This is a genomic window from Flavobacterium sp. CG_9.1 (assembly GCF_015751645.1).
Taxonomy (GTDB): Bacteria; Bacteroidota; Bacteroidia; order Flavobacteriales; family Flavobacteriaceae; genus Flavobacterium; species Flavobacterium xanthum.
Genome location: NZ_JADOVC010000044.1, coordinates 1 through 19517, shown reverse-complemented (window position 1 = coordinate 19517; position 19517 = coordinate 1). Strand labels below are relative to the sequence as shown.

General features: G+C 34.5%; 18 protein-coding genes. 4 read left to right on the top strand and 14 right to left on the bottom strand.

Going from position 1 to position 19517, the window contains the following annotated elements; genetic code table 11:
* Positions 1-50 precede the first annotated feature (50 nt).
* The 4 genes from IWX83_RS16215 to pyrE all read right to left on the bottom strand — a co-directional run bounded on the left by IWX83_RS16215 (position 51) and on the right by pyrE (position 3350).
* Positions 51-1556 carry an ABC transporter transmembrane domain-containing protein gene (locus IWX83_RS16215; RefSeq protein ID WP_196831216.1) on the bottom strand — a complete coding sequence of 502 codons (1506 nt, stop codon included), beginning with the start codon at positions 1554-1556 and terminating at the stop codon, positions 51-53.
* A gap of 74 nt (positions 1557-1630) precedes the next feature.
* A complete protein-coding gene (locus IWX83_RS16210) occupies positions 1631-2047 on the bottom strand; it encodes a cysteine peptidase family C39 domain-containing protein (protein WP_196831215.1) in 417 nt (138 codons plus the stop codon).
* A gap of 236 nt (positions 2048-2283) precedes the next feature.
* Positions 2284-2676 (bottom strand): SRPBCC family protein, encoded by a 393-nt coding sequence (locus IWX83_RS16205; protein WP_073353685.1) that lies wholly within the window; start codon positions 2674-2676, stop codon positions 2284-2286.
* 26 nt (positions 2677-2702) lie between these two features.
* Positions 2703-3350, bottom strand: a complete 648-nt coding sequence (pyrE, locus tag IWX83_RS16200; protein WP_066078342.1) for an orotate phosphoribosyltransferase — start codon at positions 3348-3350, stop codon at positions 2703-2705.
* A gap of 7 nt (positions 3351-3357) precedes the next feature.
* Between pyrE and IWX83_RS16195 the strand changes: the two genes are divergently transcribed.
* Positions 3358-3957, top strand: a complete 600-nt coding sequence (locus IWX83_RS16195) for an NUDIX hydrolase (RefSeq protein WP_132064398.1) — start codon at positions 3358-3360, stop codon at positions 3955-3957.
* Positions 3958-4015: 58 nt separating this feature from the next.
* Here the strand turns inward: IWX83_RS16195 and IWX83_RS16190 are convergent, their stop codons facing one another.
* On the bottom strand, positions 4016-5746 hold the full coding sequence (locus IWX83_RS16190; RefSeq protein WP_196831214.1) for a M14 family metallopeptidase: 1731 nt from the start codon (positions 5744-5746) through the stop codon (positions 4016-4018).
* Between the two features lie 134 nt (positions 5747-5880).
* On the opposite strand from IWX83_RS16190, the gene IWX83_RS16185 reads away from it, so the two are divergent.
* Entirely contained in the window at positions 5881-7230 is a 1350-nt protein-coding gene (locus tag IWX83_RS16185) for a DEAD/DEAH box helicase (protein WP_196831213.1), read from the top strand.
* A gap of 237 nt (positions 7231-7467) precedes the next feature.
* Here IWX83_RS16185 and IWX83_RS16180 read toward each other — a convergent pair whose 3' ends face one another.
* From IWX83_RS16180 to IWX83_RS16170, 3 genes are all read right to left on the bottom strand, one after another.
* Positions 7468-8046, bottom strand: coding sequence for an alkylphosphonate utilization protein (locus IWX83_RS16180; protein ID WP_196831212.1), 579 nt, complete (start codon positions 8044-8046; stop codon positions 7468-7470).
* A gap of 146 nt (positions 8047-8192) precedes the next feature.
* Positions 8193-8648, bottom strand: coding sequence for a pantetheine-phosphate adenylyltransferase (coaD, locus tag IWX83_RS16175; RefSeq protein WP_073353677.1), 456 nt, complete (start codon positions 8646-8648; stop codon positions 8193-8195).
* A gap of 82 nt (positions 8649-8730) precedes the next feature.
* Positions 8731-9702, bottom strand: coding sequence for a D-alanine--D-alanine ligase (locus IWX83_RS16170; RefSeq protein ID WP_073353675.1), 972 nt, complete (start codon positions 9700-9702; stop codon positions 8731-8733).
* A gap of 263 nt (positions 9703-9965) precedes the next feature.
* On the opposite strand from IWX83_RS16170, the gene IWX83_RS16165 reads away from it, so the two are divergent.
* A complete protein-coding gene (locus IWX83_RS16165; protein WP_073353674.1) occupies positions 9966-10589 on the top strand; it encodes a PASTA domain-containing protein in 624 nt (207 codons plus the stop codon).
* Positions 10579-11619 (top strand): RluA family pseudouridine synthase, encoded by a 1041-nt coding sequence (locus IWX83_RS16160; protein WP_196831211.1) that lies wholly within the window; start codon positions 10579-10581, stop codon positions 11617-11619. Before IWX83_RS16165 ends, IWX83_RS16160 begins: the two co-directional genes overlap by 11 nt.
* Positions 11620-11751: 132 nt before the next feature.
* On the opposite strand, the gene cysK is transcribed toward IWX83_RS16160, so the two are convergent.
* From cysK to truA, 6 genes are all read right to left on the bottom strand, one after another.
* Entirely contained in the window at positions 11752-12666 is a 915-nt protein-coding gene (gene cysK, locus IWX83_RS16155; RefSeq protein WP_073353671.1) for a cysteine synthase A, read from the bottom strand.
* Between the two features lie 5 nt (positions 12667-12671).
* A complete protein-coding gene (locus tag IWX83_RS16150) occupies positions 12672-13508 on the bottom strand; it encodes a serine O-acetyltransferase (protein ID WP_073353669.1) in 837 nt (278 codons plus the stop codon).
* 280 nt (positions 13509-13788) lie between these two features.
* Entirely contained in the window at positions 13789-14574 is a 786-nt protein-coding gene (locus IWX83_RS16145; protein ID WP_073353668.1) for a hypothetical protein, read from the bottom strand.
* A gap of 330 nt (positions 14575-14904) precedes the next feature.
* Positions 14905-16293 (bottom strand): dihydrolipoyl dehydrogenase, encoded by a 1389-nt coding sequence (gene lpdA / locus IWX83_RS16140; protein WP_073353666.1) that lies wholly within the window; start codon positions 16291-16293, stop codon positions 14905-14907.
* A gap of 341 nt (positions 16294-16634) precedes the next feature.
* Entirely contained in the window at positions 16635-18389 is a 1755-nt protein-coding gene (locus IWX83_RS16135) for an ABC transporter ATP-binding protein (protein WP_196831210.1), read from the bottom strand.
* A gap of 84 nt (positions 18390-18473) precedes the next feature.
* Positions 18474-19214, bottom strand: a complete 741-nt coding sequence (gene truA, locus IWX83_RS16130; RefSeq protein WP_073353665.1) for a tRNA pseudouridine(38-40) synthase TruA — start codon at positions 19212-19214, stop codon at positions 18474-18476.
* Positions 19215-19517 lie beyond the last annotated feature (303 nt).

Below are 19517 nucleotides of genomic sequence, written 5' to 3'. Positions count from 1 at the left end.
AAAAAATATTTGACCTACTTATAAACAGAATGATGAATACTCAAAAGGTTTTATATCAAAATATTATAATAAGTAAATAAGTGAACACCTCGATAGAATTTTTTTTCTCTTTCATTAATTAAAATCGAACCAGAAGTAGGATGGTATAAGGTGGTTAGCACTTTACTGAAGGTTGATTTTCCAGAACCGTTTTGTCCTTCAATTTTTATTTTTTCGCCTTTTCTGATTTTTAAATTGATATCTTTTAGTATAAATTCATCTGGTAAGTAGCCGTAATTTAGATTCTGTAGTTCGTTTTTTTCAATACTGAAATCCCGAATTCCTTTTTTTGATATTTTTTTGGTTTGTTCATCAAAATCTAAATATCGTTTTAAAATGACTTCATTCTCTTGGAGTGTCATGTTATCATCTAAAATCCCTTTCAAAGAAGAAAATATTTTTGAAGAGAGCGTAATAAAAGTTACGATTTGTCCTAGCGTTATTATTTGGGTTTCAATAGCTGATTTAGTCAAAAATAAGATGATGAAAATAGTTGAAACAATGACAATTAGCGCCACAACAATTTTGTTTAATAAATCTATATAGCCGTTTCTAAGCTGGATTTTAAGATATTCATTGATGCTTAAAAAGATTTTGTTGGTATGAAACCGTTCGATTTTAAAGCTTTTAATCACTTGTATGCCATCTACTTTTTCCATCATTTTTGATAGAAAATCAGCTTTGCGCATGTAGCGGAGCCTTTCATTTTGTTTTAAATAAGGAGTAATAAATTTGAACCAAAGAAAAAATAATATCATGACGCCTAAAACAATCAATGTTAAAGTTTTGTCTATAAAAAACAAAATGCACAGGGAGTATAACGATACACTGACATCGACTAAAATACTAGTAAAGAATTTCATGAAAAAGCTTTTTAGCTTTAACGAATCACTAACCCGCTCCATCAAATCGCCTTTCTTGTAGGAATGAATATAAGACAGTGAAGAATTGTTGATTTTTTTATCGAAAGAAAATAAAAAATACCGGTCTAAAGCATTCCCTAAATGAATCCCTACAAAATTTTTGTAAACAGTAGTAAAAATGTCAAAGACTTTATAGATGCCAAGTCCGATTGCGAATAAAACTAAGGTATTTAAATTATACGTAGGCAGGACATTATCAATCATAATTTGATTAGTAAAAACTGCAAATTGTGCTGTTGCAGCTGAAAACATAGCTGCAAATATGTAGATATACCAAAGCTTTTTGTATTCACCCAATTGATTGAATAGTTGCCAATATAAACTGCTGGTGTTTTCCTCAGGAATGAATTCCTGAGCCTCTTTTTGGTTCTCATCTTCTTTCACCACTAAAATCAAAGGAGAATTGTTTTTGATTCTTCCTTTTTCAAATTCTAATATTTTAAAATTATTGAGTACAGCTGAAATTTCTTGATTTTTCAACAAGTCTTTAAGGAAGTTTCGTTCTGCCTCTGAATCTTTAAATCCAAAATTCTCCTTTAAATATTTAAAATAAGTGAGTTTGTTAAACAGTAATGCGTGACCATTTTCAATCAATACGTTGTGAAAATTAAGATGGTATTCTGCTAAATCTTGAGTGCAGATCGCTATTATTTTTTCTTCAGTATCAGTTAAATCCCAGTGATTTTTATTAAAATGTGATTTTCTTTCTTAATTTCTTGTAAGGATAAAAAATATTGACTCCCTTTAGTTGGATCATAAATTTTTAGCTGTCTATTTTTGAGTTCATTAATCACTACATAATGCAAACCATTTTTACTGTTAATGGGAAGAATAAACGGGAATAATTCTTGTAAATTCGCTTCATTCCCGATGATGTGATTGATGTCAAACAACTTCAATTGTGCTGTAAATCCATTAGAATTTAAGAAATTTTTTATATCTGATATTCGGGAACCTTTTTCCTCCAATGGAACATGCTGCTCGATGTATTTTCGAGAAATATTTTTTTCGTATATATTAAATATGGTTTTAATTGCGCTAATTCCGCAATCGTTGCTTTTTAGTTGGGGGTCAGTAATTGGCATAATTTTGAGGATTTTTAGCTCTGGTTATGGGGCCAACTAGATTTAAAATTGTTAATAACTAATTAATAATCAGTAATTTACTAATATTAAATAAATGTTGGATTTTTTTTTCCATAACGAACCTAAATAGTCGATAAAATGACAATTAGTGTTTTTTTTATATAAAAAAAAGCCTTTCAGTTTACACCAAAAGACTTTTATAAGATTATTTTATTGTTATTATTTGAAAATTAAATTTACAATTTATTCATATTGCTCGCTAATGTTTCAATAAATTTCCCAATGGGTCCTTTTATCATCATCGCCATCATGGGATTGAAATCGCCTTCAAAATCAAGTTTTACATCACTTGAATTTTCTGAAATATCAGTTATGTTAGCAATCAAAGTAAATGGAAGCTTATCGCTTGCTGCACCCAAAACTATTTTTGTGGGAGCAACTTTCTCCTTCATTTTTAATTTTATTTCTGGCATTCCTTTTAGTCCAAATATGAAAGCATCGTCACCGATAACTTCGAATTTGGCAATGTTTTCGGGCATTAATTTTTCAAAATTTTTCACATCACTCAACAAATCAAATAATTTTTGAGCTGATTTTTGAACTGTTACTTTTGGACTTTCTAAGTTCATTGTTTTTATAGTATTAATTTTAATTGTTAAACTTCAATAGTCCAAGTGGACGGACTCCCGTTCCATTCTCTTAAAGTCAGTTCTTCTTCCTCCGAAATATATCTTTTGGCAACAGCCAAATTCAATAAATTTTGATAGTTACTTAAGGTAAATAAATCCAGATGGGCCGTTTTAAAATTTTCTTCCGCAACAGCAAAGCCATAGGTGAATATGGCAACCATGCCCTTTACATTAGCTCCAGCGGCGCGTAGCGCTTCCACAGCTAGTAAACTGCTGTTCCCTGTACTAATCAAATCTTCGACAACGACTACATTTTGCCCTTTTTGCAAAAAACCTTCCACTTGATTTAACCTTCCATGTTTTTTTGGCTCGGGACGAACGTAAACAAAGGGCAATCCCATGCTCTCCGCTACTAACATCCCAATTCCTATTGCTCCAGTGGCCACACCGGCAATAACATCTGGTTTACCAAATTGTTTCTCAATATTTTTAGAAAATTCGTCCCGAACATAATTTCTTACGGCTGGAAATGAGAGGATTAATCGGTTATCACAATAAATAGGCGATTTCCATCCAGAAGCCCATGTAAAAGGATTTCTTGGATTCAATTTAATTGCATTTATTTGCAAAAGAAATTCGGCTGTTTTTTCGGCTGTATCTTTATTAAAAATCATAGTACAAATGTATAAAGTTTTTGTTAACGACAAACCACTTTTTTTGACAAATCACATCTCCAAGGAGACAGATTTTCAATTATTTTTATTAGAAAGTATTGACATAGAGCAACTTATAGTAAAAATCTTTCAAAATAAAATTAATAAGGCCTACTTGTATCATCCTGATGAAAGCTTGATTATGAAGACTTTAAAAGCTAAAATTCCTGTTTGCAAAGCTGGAGGCGGCTTGGTATATAACAAAAAAGGGGAGGTATTGTTCATTTTTCGAAATGGGAAATGGGATTTGCCCAAAGGTGGTATCGAAAAAGGAGAAGAAATTGAAGATACTGCGATGCGTGAAGTAGAGGAAGAAACCGGTGTCAATGGCTTGACCATCTCTCATAAATTGCAAAAAACCTATCACGTTTTTAGAAGAAATGGGAAGTATAAACTAAAAATAACACATTGGTTCGAAATGCAATCTGATTTTGAAGGGACGCCTCAAGGGCAATTAGACGAAGGAATTGATAAAGTGGCGTGGATGAATCCAGAACAAATCAAGGAAGCGCTCAAAAATTCCTATGAAAACATAAAATTATTGTTTGAAGAAGAGAAGATTATATAAATGAAATGCCCCCAGAAAGTCAACACTATTTGGGGGCATTTTTTTTGAAAAAGTAATTTTATTTCAAAATACGGTATACCGGATATTGTAAATGTGCCTTTTCATAGTAAGCAGAATGTTTGTAGATCCAGTCCAGTTGCGCTTCGGGATTGTTGATGAAATTCACATCACTTTGTTTTTTTAAATCAAATTCAGCTTTTAATTTTTGATTTTCTTTCAAAATCTGAGTAGCAGAATCTTCAAAAACATAATCAGAATATCCTTCTTTTTGTTGTAGCATTGTATCGAAAAAATTCCAATTGAAAAAAGAATCAATTGCTTCCGGTTCTAGTGTTTCCAATAAATATTTGATCCCCTTTTGTTGTGTAGGAATAACGTAATCTCCTTTGGTGAAAGCCACTTTCTCAGTTTTAGAAGTAACCGATGTGTTTCGGTGCAAATAATGTCCTTCATAAGCAGCATTTGTCGTTTTGAAATCAGCAATTCTATAGCTTTCGACTTCAATTATAGTATCATTTTTTAATTGGCGATAGGTGATTGTATTGTTCTTTAATAATTCAAGAACTGGCCAAAATCCTTTTGGAATAATATATGCTTCCGGAATTATTATTTCTTTTGTGGATTTGAATTCTTTGCTGTACGGAATGTCTTTTTTGAATGGTTTTGTTTTGTCATAAAACAAGCGATTTCCTGATGTCACATCACTTTTTTTGTAACTGGCTTCATAGCCTAAAAAAGAAAAGGGAACCGTTTTGGTACTGTCAATTTCCCATTTTATCGTGTATGATTTTTTTGGTTGGTACTGCTCTTCATTTTTCAAACGCAGCTGTTTGATTTTTTTGTAATTAGCATCCGTAAAATCAATGGTGGAACGCATGTATTCGTACGTCACTTTTACGCGATCGGCATATTTTTTAAGCATGTGCGTTTCTACCACAAACCCAATGGTATTAAACAATGAAGTGTAGCCAGTAGCAAATCGTGGACTCTCAAAAAATTGACCAAAACCTTTGTCCGGTGTATCCTGAAAGGCATTGACATAAGGCGTACTTTCGATATCTTTTTTTTGTAAATCTTTGACTAAGGCTGGTATCATTTCGGAATTTAAAAAATCACCTAATACGGTTCCTAATTTGTTATGTTGGGTCATAATGTAGGTAAGTTTGTACTGATAATCTGCCCCATTGCTCACGTGATTGTCAATAAAAACATCAGCATTTATTTTATGGAATATTTCAACAAAACTTTTCGTGTTTCGAGTATCTGACTTTATAAAATCCCGATTCAAATCATAGTTTCTAGCATTCCCGCGAAACCCATAGATTTCCGGTCCATCTTGATTGGCTCTTGAGGTCGAGTTTCTATTCAAAGCGCCTCCAATATTATACACTGGAATACAAACGATAACCGTATTTTTAGGTGCTTTTATTTTACCTAAGGCCAAATCTCTAAATAATTGCATTGAAGCGTCAATTCCGTCTGGTTCGCCGGCGTGAATGCCATTGTTAAGTAAAATTACCGCTTTGTTTTTTTGGATGTTTCCAAAATTGAATTCCTTCTCAGGATTGAAAATTACCATATGCAAAGGTTCGCCACTGTCTGTCAATCCCATTTTTTGCATTTCAATAGTAGGAAAATCATCTGCCAAAAGTTTGTAATATGCAATCGTCTCTTGATAACTAGCAGACTGATTTCCATTCCCTTTTTCGAAAAATGTATCGTATCTATTTGTTTTTTGTGCAAATGAACTGATGGCGAGTAATAAAAAAAGGAATGTGAAAAATCTCATCTTTCGGTTTTTAAAGTGAATATCAAATGTAGCTTTTTTTCTAAAGCTATAGAAATGATAGGTGGAAAAGGAAGCGCTCAATTTAAAAAAATGATAATTTAAAATTTAAAATTACCTTTGCACAAATAATAAAAATGAATAAGAAACACCATTCCAACAATATACTTTTGAATTTGGGTATCGAAAGCCTGAATGAAATGCAAGAAGTTGCACAAGATGCAATTTTGAATGATAGTAATATTTTATTGCTTTCGCCAACAGGTTCAGGGAAGACCTTGGCTTTTTTGTTGCCCATTTTAGAAATGCTACAACCAGAAATCCAATCCGTTCAATGTTTAATCTTAGTTCCATCGCGAGAATTGGGATTGCAAATTGAGCAGGTTTGGAAAAAAATGGGAACCGATTATAAAGTAAATGTGTGTTACGGCGGACATTCTATAGATACTGAAATTAAAAATTTAAGCAATCCACCCGCTGTTTTAATAGGAACTCCTGGGAGAATTGCCGATCATATTGACAGAGGAACTTTCCGTGTGGATAAAATCCAAACATTAATTCTGGATGAATTTGATAAATCTTTGCAATTGGGTTTCCATGAGCAAATGTCATTTATCATAGGAAAGTTAACCAAACTGAACAAACGCGTTTTGGTTTCGGCAACTTCCGATATTGAGATTCCAAGATACACTAGAGTGGTGAACCCAACGATTTTGGACTTTATTCCAGAAAATGAGGAAGAAACGAACCTTTCGATGAAAATGGTGATTTCGAAAGAAAAAGACAAAATAGGAAGTTTGTTCAACTTGATTTGTTCATTGAAATCACAATCGGCTATTGTTTTTTGCAACCATCGTGATGCTGCAGAACGCATTAGTGACACGTTGAACGAAAAAGGAATTTATGCTACGTATTATCATGGCGGAATGGATCAGGACGAAAGAGAACGCGCTTTAATTCAATTTCGTAATGGAAGTGTGAGTTATTTAATCACAACGGATTTAGCGGCTCGTGGACTTGATATTCCGGAGATGAATCACGTAATTCATTATCATTTACCTTCCAAAGAAGATGAATTTACACACAGAAACGGACGTACAGCACGTATGTTGGCTTCAGGAACAGCCTATATTATTGCTCATGAAAGTGAGAAAAAAATGGATTATATTGACTACGGAATGGAAGCTTTGAAAGTAGAAAACTCCACATCATTACCAAAACCACCGGAATTTCAAACCATTTACATCAGTGGTGGGAAGAAAAATAAATTGAACAAAATTGACATCGTAGGTTTCTTTTCTCAAAAGGGAAAACTTGAAAAAGGCGATTTAGGATTGATTGAAGTGAAAGATTTTATCTCTTTTGCGGCCGTGAAATTCAATAAAGTAAAAGATTTATTGAACGCCATTAAAGAGGAGAAAATGAAAGGTAAGAAATTTAAAATTGAAGTTGCGAGAAAAGTAATAAAGAAAGAAGAGGAGAATTAGTGTTCAGTTTTTAGTATTCAGTGTTCAGTTTTAAAAGAGTGAACAGTGAAAAGAGTGATCAGTTTTCAGCTTTTAGTAATCAGTAAAATTAGTCTAATAAAAAAAATCGTTAACAGTAAAAATACTCTTACTGTTAACGATTTTTTTTTAGATCAATTGAAAAAAGTGCATCGCAACCGATTACTTTTTTCAACTTAAGGCACTGAAAACTGTGACTGCGACTGAAAATATAAAAAACTATATTTTCTTCACATAAGCAGTAATAATTACAATAGTTTGACCATCTACTTTTCCTTCTATGTATTCCGCATTTTCGTGATCTAAACGAATGTTACGCACTGCAGTTCCTTGTTTGGCTACCATGCTTGAACCTTTTACTTTCAGATCTTTGATTAAAACCACTGAGTCTCCTATTTCAAGAATCACTCCATTGCTATCTCTATGAATCACTTTGTTTTCCTCTTCTTCTCCTTCTCCGGTTGCTTGAGCCCACGCCAAAGTATCTTCGTCTAAATACATTTGGTCTAATAATTCCTGTGGCCATCCTGAAGCTCGCAAACGACTTAACATTCTCCAAGCAACAACTTGCACCGCTGCATTCTCATTCCACATACTGTCATTTAGACATCTCCAATGATTTAAATCTACTGTCTCTGGGTTTTCAATTTGGTCAATACAAGTACTGCAAGCCAAGATACTTTCGTCAATTCCACCTTTTTTTGCTGGAAGGACTTCATATACTTTTAGGTTTTCGGTAGCACCACAAAGTTCACACTTAGATCCACTGCGTTTATTTAATTCTCTTTCTACACTCATATTTAAAGGCTTTTATTTTTGGTGAAAGTACGGCTTCTTGCTTCGTTTCACAAGTAATATGGTTACTGTTTATTTGTCAAGTCGAGCGCAGTCGAGACCTATCTTTTAGTCTCGACTGCGCAAGACTTGACAAAATCTCTTTTAAATTATTTGACGCGTACTGCTTCAGGAACTAGCATTTCATATTGTCCGTGATTTCTAATTACATCTCTCACAATACTGGAACTAATATATGAAGTTTTTGCAGCGGTCAATAAAAACACAGTTTCAATTTTTGACAAGCGTCTGTTGGTGTGAGCAATGGCTTTTTCAAACTCAAAATCGGCTGGATTGCGCAATCCGCGCAGTATAAAGTCGGCTTTAATATTTTTGCACAAATCGATAGTCAATCCTTCGTAGGTTATCACTGTTACTTTTGGTTGGTTTTTGAAGGTTTCTTCAATAAACCGTTTTCTTTCCTCAAGGGTAAACATGTATTTTTTTTCGGCATTGATTCCAATGGCAATTACGATTTCATCAAATAGTGGAAGGCTTCTTTTGATAATATCTTCATGTCCTAATGTGATTGGGTCAAACGATCCTGGGAATATGGCTTTTCTCATGTGTATGTTTTTTTTGTCATTACGACAAAGGAGAAATCTTTTTGTGTTGGTTATCTCCTTCTTAAAAATGACAAGTTATGATTTAGGTTAATGCCAATTCTATCGCATTAGTAAATAAATCTTCCAGTGAAATTCCAGCGGCTTTTGCTTGTTGTGGAATCAAACTTTCAGTAGTTAATCCAGGAATGGTGTTCATTTCCAACATGTGTGGTTCTCCGTTTACCAATATAAATTCGCTACGGGAAAACCCTTTCATTTTGAGAACTTCGTAAGCACGTTTGGCTATATCGCTTACTTTTTGAGTCATTTCGTCTGAGATTCTTGCTGGTGTGATTTCTTGTGATTTACCTAAATATTTGGCTTCATAATCGAAGAAATCATTGTCAGAAACGATTTCAGTAATTGGTAAAACGGTAACTTTTCCTTTATAATTGATTACTCCAACTGAAACTTCAATGCCGTCAAGAAAACTTTCGATGATGATTTCGTTGTCTTCTTTGTAGGCCATTTCTATCGCAATTGGTAATTCGGCAGCCGTTTTTACTTTTGAAATTCCGAAACTGGAACCCGCTTTATTTGGTTTTACAAAACACGGCAAGCCTACTTTAGCGACAATTTCTTCAGTATTGATAGCATCGCCTTTGTTTAAGTAATAGGAAGTGGCCGTTTTGATTCCGTACGGTTTTAAAACGGATAATAAATCGCGTTTGTTAAACGTTAAAGCCGCTTGGTAATAATCGCAAGAGGTTTGCGGGATGTGCAATAATTCGAAATAGGCCTGCATCAATCCATCTTCGCCAGGTGTTCCATGAATGGCATTGAAAACACAATCGAAAGTAATTTTTTTATCAGCAACAGTTACTGAAAAATCATTTTTATCGATGGGGAATTCGGCATCATTAGCATCAACATAAACCCATTTCTCTTTGAAAATATGGATTCGGAATCCGTTGTATTTCGTTTTGTCTAGGAATTGATATACGACGTTTCCGCTGATGAGTGAGATTTTATATTCGCTGGAATATCCGCCCATGATGATGGCAATGTTTTTCATTTAGTATCGTTTTGTTCTTAGTTGTTCAAATAAATATAAGGTGTTTTTGACACGAGATTCTAGCCCCGATAGTAGTGAAAATCCTTTTTATCAGCCTTTTCGGCGGATAAAAAGAGTACTTCACTATACTTTCATTTTAAATGGAGTTCAGTGAATTTCATTTGTAACGAATAGCGGGAAATAGCTCCTAAAAGCATTAAACAAAATTATCATTTTTTTTGAAACGAAATAGCTTTATCTTTGCCACAAATAAAAATAAATTTATGAGTTTACGTAAGTATCTTACTAGCCGTGTCTTTCTTGTACAAGTATTGATTGCTTTTGCCATTATTGCCGCTTTAGGCTATTTGTTTATGCATTGGTTGACTTTTACCACAGATCACGGTCATGAAATTTCAGTGCCGGATTTGCGCAAGCTTACCGAAGAACAAGTGGAAACCAAACTGGATGAATTAGATTTAGATTACGTACTGTTGGACAGTGTGGATTATAGAAGTGATTTTCCTCAATTTAGTGTGGTAGAGCAAGATCCTACGCCTGGAACGAAAGTAAAAGTAGGTAGAAAAATATATATTAAGATTAATACTTCTGGATTTTCGTCTGTTCGAATTCCAGATTTAATTGAAAAAACGTATCGTGAAGCCGTGCCTACATTGAAAGCTTTAGGACTTGAAGAAGGTACCGTAACGTATGTGCCCAATCTTGGAAAAGATATGGTGTTAGAAATGCGTTTTAAAGGGAGAAACCTAAAAGTAGGTGACAGAGTCCTGAAATCATCTAAAATTGATTTGGTTTTAGGGGACGGAAAAATGAGTTACCAAGAAGAAGAAAATGCTGTCGATACGCTGGCAGCCCCAATAGAAGAAACACCAGTTGATGAACAATAATAGAGATACCATAGATTTAGAAGAGGAGTTATTTGAACATTTTAGATTTGAGGTTCCAAAAGGGCAAGCCTCTTTACGAATTGATAAATATTTAATGGGTCTTATCCAAAATGCGACTCGGAATAAAATACAAACTGCCGCAACAGAAGGTAATATTTTTGTGAATGATGCGACTGTTAAGTCAAATTACAAGGTGAAAGCGAATGATGTGGTTCGGGTTATGCTGACTCATCCTCCGTATGAAAATCATATCATTCCAGAGAATATACCGCTTGATATTGTTTATGAAGATGACACGTTATTGTTGATAAACAAACTGCCAGGAATGGTAGTGCATCCTGGTCACGGGAATTATACTGGAACGTTAGTGCATGCATTGGCATATCATTTTGATAACTTGCCCATGAACAGCAGCGAGCGTCCCGGATTAGTGCATCGAATCGATAAAGATACTTCTGGCTTGCTGGTTATTGCCAAAACCGAAGCTGCGATGACACACCTTGCTAAGCAATTTGAAGCAAAAACTTCGGAGAGGGAATATGTAGCTTTAGTTTGGGGAAATGTAACTGAAGATCAAGGAACAATTGAAGGAAATTTAGCGCGTCACCTGAAAGATCGTATGCAGATGGCCGTTTTTGCTGATCCAGAAATAGGAAAACCTGCCGTGACACATTATAAAGTATTGGAGCGTTTTGGATACGTGACATTGATTTCGTGCCAGTTGGAAACGGGGAGAACACATCAAATTCGGGCCCATTTAAAACATATAGGACATCCTTTATTTAATGATGAGCGCTATGGAGGTCATTTAATTTTGAAAGGAACCACGTTTACAAAATACAAACAGTTTATTGATAATTGTTTCAAAGCTTTGCCAAGACAAGCTTTACATGCAAAGACTTTAGGCTTTGTGCATCCTACAACCGGTGAGATGATGCGTTTTGATACTGAGCTCCCACAGGATTTACAAGATTGCATTGAGAAGTGGAGAGGATATTCCAAATCTCATGGCCCGGACGAAGAAGAGTAAAATAGAAATGCCCCAAATAGTATCTAACTTTTTGGGGCATTTTCATTTTTATGTTTTTTTTGTGTTTTTCACAAATGAACTATTATGTACTCAATAATTTTTCGGCATGGAAACTTTAAAAAGCATTTTTATTTAAACAAACAATCCTTCAATACTTAAATAATGTTCACCTGTATCATAACAAAAAGTCAATATTTTAGCGTCTTTAGGGATTTCAGCTAATTTCTTTGCTACTGCCGCCAGTGATGCTCCCGAGGAAATTCCAATGAACATTCCTTCTTCTTTTGCTGCCCTTTGGGTGTAAGCAAATGCTTCCTCTTTACTCACTTGAATGGTTCCATCTAATAAATCCGTATGTAGGTTTGTAGGGATAAATCCAGCGCCGATTCCTTGAATAGGATGAGGAGCGGGTGTACCTCCACTAATTACGGGCGATGCTTCCGGCTCTACGGCATAGACTTTTAAGTTAGGGAAATGTTGTTTCAAGATTTCAGCACAACCTGTTATGTGACCGCCAGTACCTACGCCAGTGATCATATAATCTAGGCCATCAGGAAATGCTTTTATGATTTCTTGAGCAGTCGTAGTCTTATGAATAGCAATATTTGCTGGGTTGTCAAACTGAAGCGGTGACCAAGCATTTGGTATTTCTGTTACTAGTTCATTTGCCTTTTCCAGTGCGCCTTTCATTCCTTTTTCACGAGGCGTTAATACAAATTCAGCACCATAGAGGCTCATGAGTCGGCGTCTTTCTATCGACATCGATTCTGGCATAACAAGTATTAACTTATAGCCTTTAACCGCTGCTACCATAGCAAGTCCAATGCCTGTATTTCCAGATGTAGCTTCAATAATGGTACTCCCTTCTTTGAGTAATCCCTTTTCTTCGGCGTCCTCTATCATAGCCAATGCGATTCTATCCTTGATGCTGGCTCCAGGATTAGCACGTTCTAGTTTGATCCAGACATTATGGTCAGTGCCAAATAAGCGATTGATTTTTACATGTGGTGTATTGCCTATTGTTTCGAGTATATTGTTGTATTTCATAGTATTTAAATAGAGAAAAAATTAATGTCTTTTATTTCTTGTTGGTTCAAAACCGTATTTTTATTTGATTGCATGACAAATGAATATGGATTCATACTTTTGGTTATGAATGTATTACCCCCTACAATGCTATGGTTTCCTATAATAGTGCTTCCTCCTAAAATGGTAGCATTGGCATATATTATAACATGATCTTCAACGGTAGGATGTCGTTTTTTTTCTTGCATGCTCTTTTCGACTTGCAACGCTCCCAAAGTAACTCCTTGATAAATACTTACATATTTTCCAATTATGGTGGTCTCGCCAATGACAATTCCAGTACCATGATCAATCATGAAAGGAACACCTATTGTGGCGCTAGGGTGAATGTCAATTCCTGTTTTACTGTGTGCGTACTCGGTAAGAATTCGAGGCAGTAAGCAAGCAGTAAGGGAAGCAATGACATTAGCAATTCGATAGACTTCTATAGCAAAAAAGCCTGGATACGAATTGATGATTTCCTGAATGCAATCCGCAGCGGGATCCGTGTCTAATATAGCTTGCGCATCTTTTTGCATGGAGGAATATAAATCAGGAAGTGCAGCATAAAACGCTTCGGCATCATCTAAAATTTGATTCGCTGTTTTGTCTTTTACAATCTCCGAAAGTATAGAAATAAAGTTGGCTTTACTCTGGTCTAACAGCAATTCGATTTGGATCGTTTCTAATGCTTTCTCAGGAAATAATATTTTGAACAAATCGTCAATCCAATTAATAATTTTAGAAGAATCAATGGCTCTGACCCAATTATTATTTTGACTTTCCTGCAGTATATTCGAAAAGCGGTTATTTTCAGTATTCATTTATTTTGGAATAAAATCTAAATTAAACGAGCAAAAATACTCGAAATACAAAGATAGAGTAGAATTGAATAGTTTCATAACGCTACTTTGTAAATTAATGTTAATATGTTAAATTCCCACAAAAAGTATGTATTGTGTTGCAAATGGTTTTGGATAAAGGTCTTATTTATGAACATAAATCCAGTCAGCATTCATGAGATAGCGCAATAATTAGCGCAATTCTAAATCTGGTATATTATTTAAAAATAAGGTAACTGCGGGATTCCATTTTTTAGTATTATTACTTAATAAAAAGTCTGCTTTTTGAACTGATGACTTTGTTGTAAAGGACGTCAAAAGAATACTGTTTGATGAAACTATAGATCTTTTTCGTTTCATTTATCTGGAGTAAAGTTGATCGTTTAATACCACGTGCCATTTTAAGTACCGGATCTGTGTTGTCTTCAATTTCGAGTACTACTATCGATTGTATTAGGTCTTTTTTGAGAATGTGTCCCACCATTCCTTGCTCTGTTATCGCTTTCAATTGATTCCATTTTTCTGCAATTCTTAAATTTTGAATGCCGTGATAGGTAAAATTTGGTTGTTTATTTAAAAAAGTCTTTTTGAGATCCGAAAGTAATGAATCGGTGCTGTTTAGTTCCAAACTTTCAGTTTCTACCTTAATAATTGAAAATTGTACCGGATTGTTTTTTTTGAAATATAATATACTGTTCACACTTCGATTGCTACTTTCGATTGCAGTATGCTGTTTTTGGATAGTGAATTGTGGACCAGAAATACCATAACTATGTCTAAAATGCTCCTCATTGCAATACGCGAATACAATAGAAGAGTTACTAAATGATTCTATGCTAAGCGTGACATCATCAAAAAAAGTAAGACTAACCTGAATCGATGTAATACCATTTATGAAATTAATTCCATCAATATTTCCCTTGATCAAATCGGTATTTAAGATTAGTTTAAACTCGTTGTTGTTTGAATTTAAAACTCCATTAAAAGAGGTTTGAATTTCAGTAAAAACTTCATTTAGTGTTCCAGCATTTAAATAAATATTTTTCATAAGACGTATATTTAAACCATTACCAAAAATCGACTTGTCTGTTCGACAATTTTGATTTATTCAAAGTACGGAATTAGGTAAGAATATTTTGTTATGTAATTCTGTAGAAAAGTTTCATAATTCTAAGTTAAACTGTTTTTTAATTTATTTAAGATTTTGAATAATAGTGGTTTAGCGTGGTTTGTTGTACCGCCAAGTACACAAAGTAAAGAAGTGGCAGTTCAAATGAACTCCTTAATTTAACCTATAAAAAAATCCGATTGGCGTACACCAATCGGATTTGTTATTTTCTTCTAGAACTGCAACAGTACACTTCTATAGAGTTTTTATTTACAAGTGAATTACCTCATCATACGCAGCAGCTACAGCTTCCATAACGGCTTCGCTCATCGTTGGATGTGGGTGGATTGATTTTAGGATTTCGTGACCTGTAGTTTCCAGTTTACGTGCTACAACTGCCTCAGCAATCATATCTGTAACTCCGGCTCCAATCATGTGACATCCTAACCATTCTCCGTATTTAGCATCAAAAATTACTTTTACAAAACCATCTGGAGTTCCGGCAGCTTTTGCTTTTCCTGACGCTGAGAAAGGGAATTTACCAATTTTCAATTCGTATCCTTTTTCTTTAGCTTGTTTTTCAGTCAAACCTACAGATGCAATTTCAGGAGTTGCATACGTACATCCTGGAACGTTTCCGTAGTCGATAGGCTCAACGTGAAGTCCTGCAATTTTCTCTACACAATTGATTCCTTCTGCCGAAGCTACGTGAGCTAACGCTTGTCCTGGTGTAACATCACCAATGGCGTAATAACCTGGAATGTTAGTTTGGTTGTAGGCATTTACCAAAATTTTATCTTTGTCAGTAGCGATTCCAACTTCCTCTAATCCGATGTTTTCAATGTTGGTTTTGATTCCAACAGCCGATAGCAAAATTTCTGCTTCTAAAACTTCTTCTCCTTTTGCTGTTTTTACAAATGCTTTAACTCCTGCACCAGTCGTATCAATTCTTTCTACTGATGAGCTTGTCATGATTTTGATTCCAGCTTTTTTCAAAGAGCGTTCCATTTGTTTCGAAATGTCTTCGTCTTCAACCGGAACTACATTTGGCATGAATTCTACAATCGTTACATCGGTTCCCATCGAATTGTAAAAATGTGCAAATTCAACTCCAATCGCTCCCGAACCTACAATAATCATTGATTTTGGTTGGGTAGCTAAAGTCATCGCTTTACGATAACCGATTACTTTTACACCGTCTTGTGGTAAGTTTGGTAACTCACGAGAACGTGCTCCAGTAGCAATGATGATATGGTCTGCACTGTATTCAGTGACTTTATTGTCTTTGTCAGTAACGTCAACTTTTTTTCCTGGTTTTAGTTTTCCAAAACCGTCAAGCACATCAATTTTATTTTTTTTCATCAAAAATTGAACCCCTTTGCTCATGCCGTCAGCCACTGAACGACTGCGTTGAACAACTGCTGAAAAGTCTTTGTCAAAGGAGGAAACCGTCAATCCATAATCAGCAGCGTGTTTAAGATAATCAAAAACTTGTGCTGATTTTAATAATGCTTTTGTTGGGATACATCCCCAGTTCAAGCATACACCGCCTAAGTTTTCTTTTTCAATAATTGCTACCTTAAATCCTAATTGTGATGCTCTAATAGCTGTAACATAACCACCTGGACCACTTCCTAAAACTATAATATCGTATTTCATTTTTTTGATTTTATTTGAATAGTTGTAAAAATGAATTTGTAAAAACCCATTTTATTTTAATAACTGTTGTTTATTTTGTTGGTGCTGAAATTTGCAAAAGCGCACTTCATTTTATGTATTTGTCTTTTTTAATTGACTGGGCGAATTTAAGAATTTATTCTGTTTTGAGAAAGTTTCAAACGACAAAGTTTAAATAGGGCATTTTTCTAAAATTAAAAACTGTAAGTAGCGATTTATTAAAGTTTCAACGTTCAAAAGTCAGTGTTACCACTACCCAATTTTTTTAATTTTAAACAAAGAACGAGTGGTTTTATATATTGGAATTGCATTACGAACGATTCTTAAATTGCTACCGAAAACTGGGAATCATATAAGTTTTTATAGTAGCCTTTTTCACGATTAATTAATTCTTGGTGGGTACCTTGTTCTACGATCAGCCCTTTATCCATTACCACAATTTTATCCGCATTGACAATAGTGGCAAGTCGGTGTGCAATTACAATTGAAGTTCTGCCTTTTGTAATGGTTTCGGTAGCGCGTTGAATCAATTCTTCGGAGTAGGTGTCTATTGAAGAAGTCGCTTCGTCCAGAATCAAAATACTAGGATTGCTTACATACGCTCTCAAGAAAGCAATCAACTGGCGTTGACCTGAAGAAAGCATTACACCACGTTCCTTTACATCAAAGTCATAATTATCCGGTAAACTCATAATAAATTCATGAACGCCAATTTTCTTGGCTGCAGCCAAAACTTGTTCCCGACTTATTTCAGGGTTATTCAAGGTGATATTATTAAAAATAGTGTCAGCAAATAGGAAAACATCTTGTAAAACAACGGCAATTTGTTTTCGTAATGAACCCAATGTATAATTCTCAATATTGTGATTGTCAATGTAAATAGAACCGCTGTTAATTTCGTAAAAACGATTCAGTAAATTAATGATTGTAGATTTTCCAGCTCCTGTAGAACCTACAATAGCAACGGTTTGACCTGCATTTACCTCAAGGTCAATTCCTTTTATTACTTCCTCATCTGGAATATAACCAAAACGAACTTTCTTGAACTTTATATCTCCTTTAAATACGGGTGCTTCAATGATTCCGGTATCCTGTATTTGATCTTCCGTATCCAAAATATCAAAAACACGATTCGCCGCAATCATTCCTAATTGCATTTCGTTGAATTTATCAGCAATTTGGCGCAAAGGATTAAACAGCATTCCAATAAACATGGTGTAAGAAAATAAATCTCCAAAAGTGGTAAAATTATCTCCGTTTAATATCTTAATTCCACCGTACAATACAATAAAAGCAAGTGTTAGTGATGAAATAATATCAGCAATAGGGAAGAAGATGGAGTTGTAAAGAATGGTTTTTATCCACGCTTTTTTGTGCTTATAATTGATGTCTTTGAATTTTTCATACTCAATTTTTTCACGGTTAAAGAGCTGCACAATCTTCATTCCTGTTACCCGTTCTTGAACAAAGGAGTTCATGTTGGCAATCTGATTTCGAACTTCCTCAAAAGCTACTTGCATTTTTCTTTGAAATATTCTTGTAAAAAAAACCAAAACCGGCATCGCAACAATTACAATCCAAGTCAGTTTCCAGTTCATGTAAAACATAAAAAGCAATACCACGAGCATTTTCATCAAGTCACTAATAATCATGAAGAGTCCCTGACTGAAAATTCTTGCAATGGATTCAATATCTGATACAGAACGTGTTACGAGTTGCCCAACAGGAACGTGATCAAAATATTTCATTCGGAAACTCAAAATGTGTTGAAACAGTTTAGTCCGAATGTCTTTCACGATGTCCTGACCCAACCAGTTGGCCCAATAAACAAAGTAAAATTGAGAAAACACCTCCAGTAAGAGTACAATTCCCATCAATACCACATAAAGTAATAATCCCTGTTGGTCTTGGGTAGCGATGTATCCATCTACAGTTTGTTTCAATAAATACGGACGCAATGCCGCAAATACAGATAAGGAGATGGCAAATACAATCACGCCATTGAACCGCCATTGATAGGGTTTGGTAAATTTTAATATTCGTTTAAATAATCTAGTGTCAAATGCTTTTGCTTTCATTTTTTTTGGAGCTATTCCTGCTATTCGTTGCAATCTATTTGGTTTTTAAAGAAAAACTAAATAGGATTTTCACTTCTATCAGGGCTATTGCGTAATGTATTCGTATTCTATTTTGGTTAAATATAAACCATGTGCCGGAACTGAAAAACCTGCTTTATCTCGGTTTTTACTTTTTATAATGGCCGTAAAATCAGCCAAGGTAATTTTATGTAATCCTACGTTTACTAATGTTCCCACAATCGCACGGACCATATTTCGCAAAAAACGATTTGCCGAAACAGTAAAAATTAAGGTATTTTTTTCTTGCTTCCAATTAGCTTCAAAAATAGTGCAGTCAAATGTATTTACATCTGTATTGACTTTTGAAAAACATTGAAAATCAATATGGTTCAATAACAATTGCGCCGCTTCATTCATCAAATCGAGATCTAACTTTTGATGGAAATACCAGCTTTGTTCTTGTGAAAAAACATCTTTAAATGTATTGATATGGTATTCATAGGTTCTTTTTGAAGCGTCAAAACGTGCATGCGCTTCATCATGAACTGGGATAATGGTATAAATTACAATGTCTTTAGGCAAGTAAGAGTTTAGTTTATGAACTAAACTCACAAGATCAAATGGTTTTTCAAAATCAAAGTGAGCATACATTTCTTTAGCATGTACACCAGTATCCGTTCTTCCAGCTCCCATTAGATTTAAAGTGGTATTTAATACTACCGAAAATGCTTTGTTCATCGTTTCTTGAACTGAAGCGGCGTTAGGTTGGTATTGCCATCCGTGGTATTGGGTTCCGTTATAAGCTAATTTGACGAAATATCTCAAGTGATTTTTTTTGAAGCTACAAAGATACTTATTAATTTTTTTGCTAGAAAGGGGTCAAGTGTCAAAGTTTGTTAAGTTTCTGTTTGATTTTTTATTTGGATTGCGAATGTTTATTTTTACCACAAAATACTAGTCCAGATAGTAGTGAAAATCCTTGTTCTTTATTTTTTAATAGACAACAAGATTTTACCGGATAGCAGGACACGAGCTATTTTAGCCCCCGATAAGTTCGGAGTGTTATTTTAAATTTCAAACTTATATATTTGAAACATGAAATACAAGAAATGGACTTTAGATCAGAAG

Bases quoted from the DNA above. Each gene is read 5' to 3' on its own strand.
- IWX83_RS16150 (WP_073353669.1), bottom strand. From the start codon at position 13,508: ATGAATACTGAAAATAACCGCTTTTCGAATATACTGCAGGAAAGTCAA.
- IWX83_RS16145 (WP_073353668.1), bottom strand. From the start codon at position 14,574: ATGAAAAATATTTATTTAAATGCTGGAACACTAAATGAAGTTTTTACT.
- lpdA (WP_073353666.1), bottom strand. From the start codon at position 16,293: ATGAAATACGATATTATAGTTTTAGGAAGTGGTCCAGGTGGTTATGTT.
- IWX83_RS16185 (WP_196831213.1), top strand. From the start codon at position 5,881: ATGAATAAGAAACACCATTCCAACAATATACTTTTGAATTTGGGTATC.
- IWX83_RS16160 (WP_196831211.1), top strand. From the start codon at position 10,579: ATGAACAATAATAGAGATACCATAGATTTAGAAGAGGAGTTATTTGAA.
- IWX83_RS16180 (WP_196831212.1), bottom strand. From the start codon at position 8,046: ATGAGTGTAGAAAGAGAATTAAATAAACGCAGTGGATCTAAGTGTGAA.
- IWX83_RS16205 (WP_073353685.1), bottom strand. From the start codon at position 2,676: ATGAACTTAGAAAGTCCAAAAGTAACAGTTCAAAAATCAGCTCAAAAA.
- IWX83_RS16210 (WP_196831215.1), bottom strand. From the start codon at position 2,047: ATGCCAATTACTGACCCCCAACTAAAAAGCAACGATTGCGGAATTAGC.
- pyrE (WP_066078342.1), bottom strand. From the start codon at position 3,350: ATGATTTTTAATAAAGATACAGCCGAAAAAACAGCCGAATTTCTTTTG.
- IWX83_RS16190 (WP_196831214.1), bottom strand. From the start codon at position 5,746: ATGAGATTTTTCACATTCCTTTTTTTATTACTCGCCATCAGTTCATTT.
- cysK (WP_073353671.1), bottom strand. From the start codon at position 12,666: ATGAAATACAACAATATACTCGAAACAATAGGCAATACACCACATGTA.
- IWX83_RS16195 (WP_132064398.1), top strand. From the start codon at position 3,358: ATGTATAAAGTTTTTGTTAACGACAAACCACTTTTTTTGACAAATCAC.
- IWX83_RS16170 (WP_073353675.1), bottom strand. From the start codon at position 9,702: ATGAAAAACATTGCCATCATCATGGGCGGATATTCCAGCGAATATAAA.
- IWX83_RS16135 (WP_196831210.1), bottom strand. From the start codon at position 18,389: ATGAAAGCAAAAGCATTTGACACTAGATTATTTAAACGAATATTAAAA.
- IWX83_RS16165 (WP_073353674.1), top strand. From the start codon at position 9,966: ATGAGTTTACGTAAGTATCTTACTAGCCGTGTCTTTCTTGTACAAGTA.
- coaD (WP_073353677.1), bottom strand. From the start codon at position 8,648: ATGAGAAAAGCCATATTCCCAGGATCGTTTGACCCAATCACATTAGGA.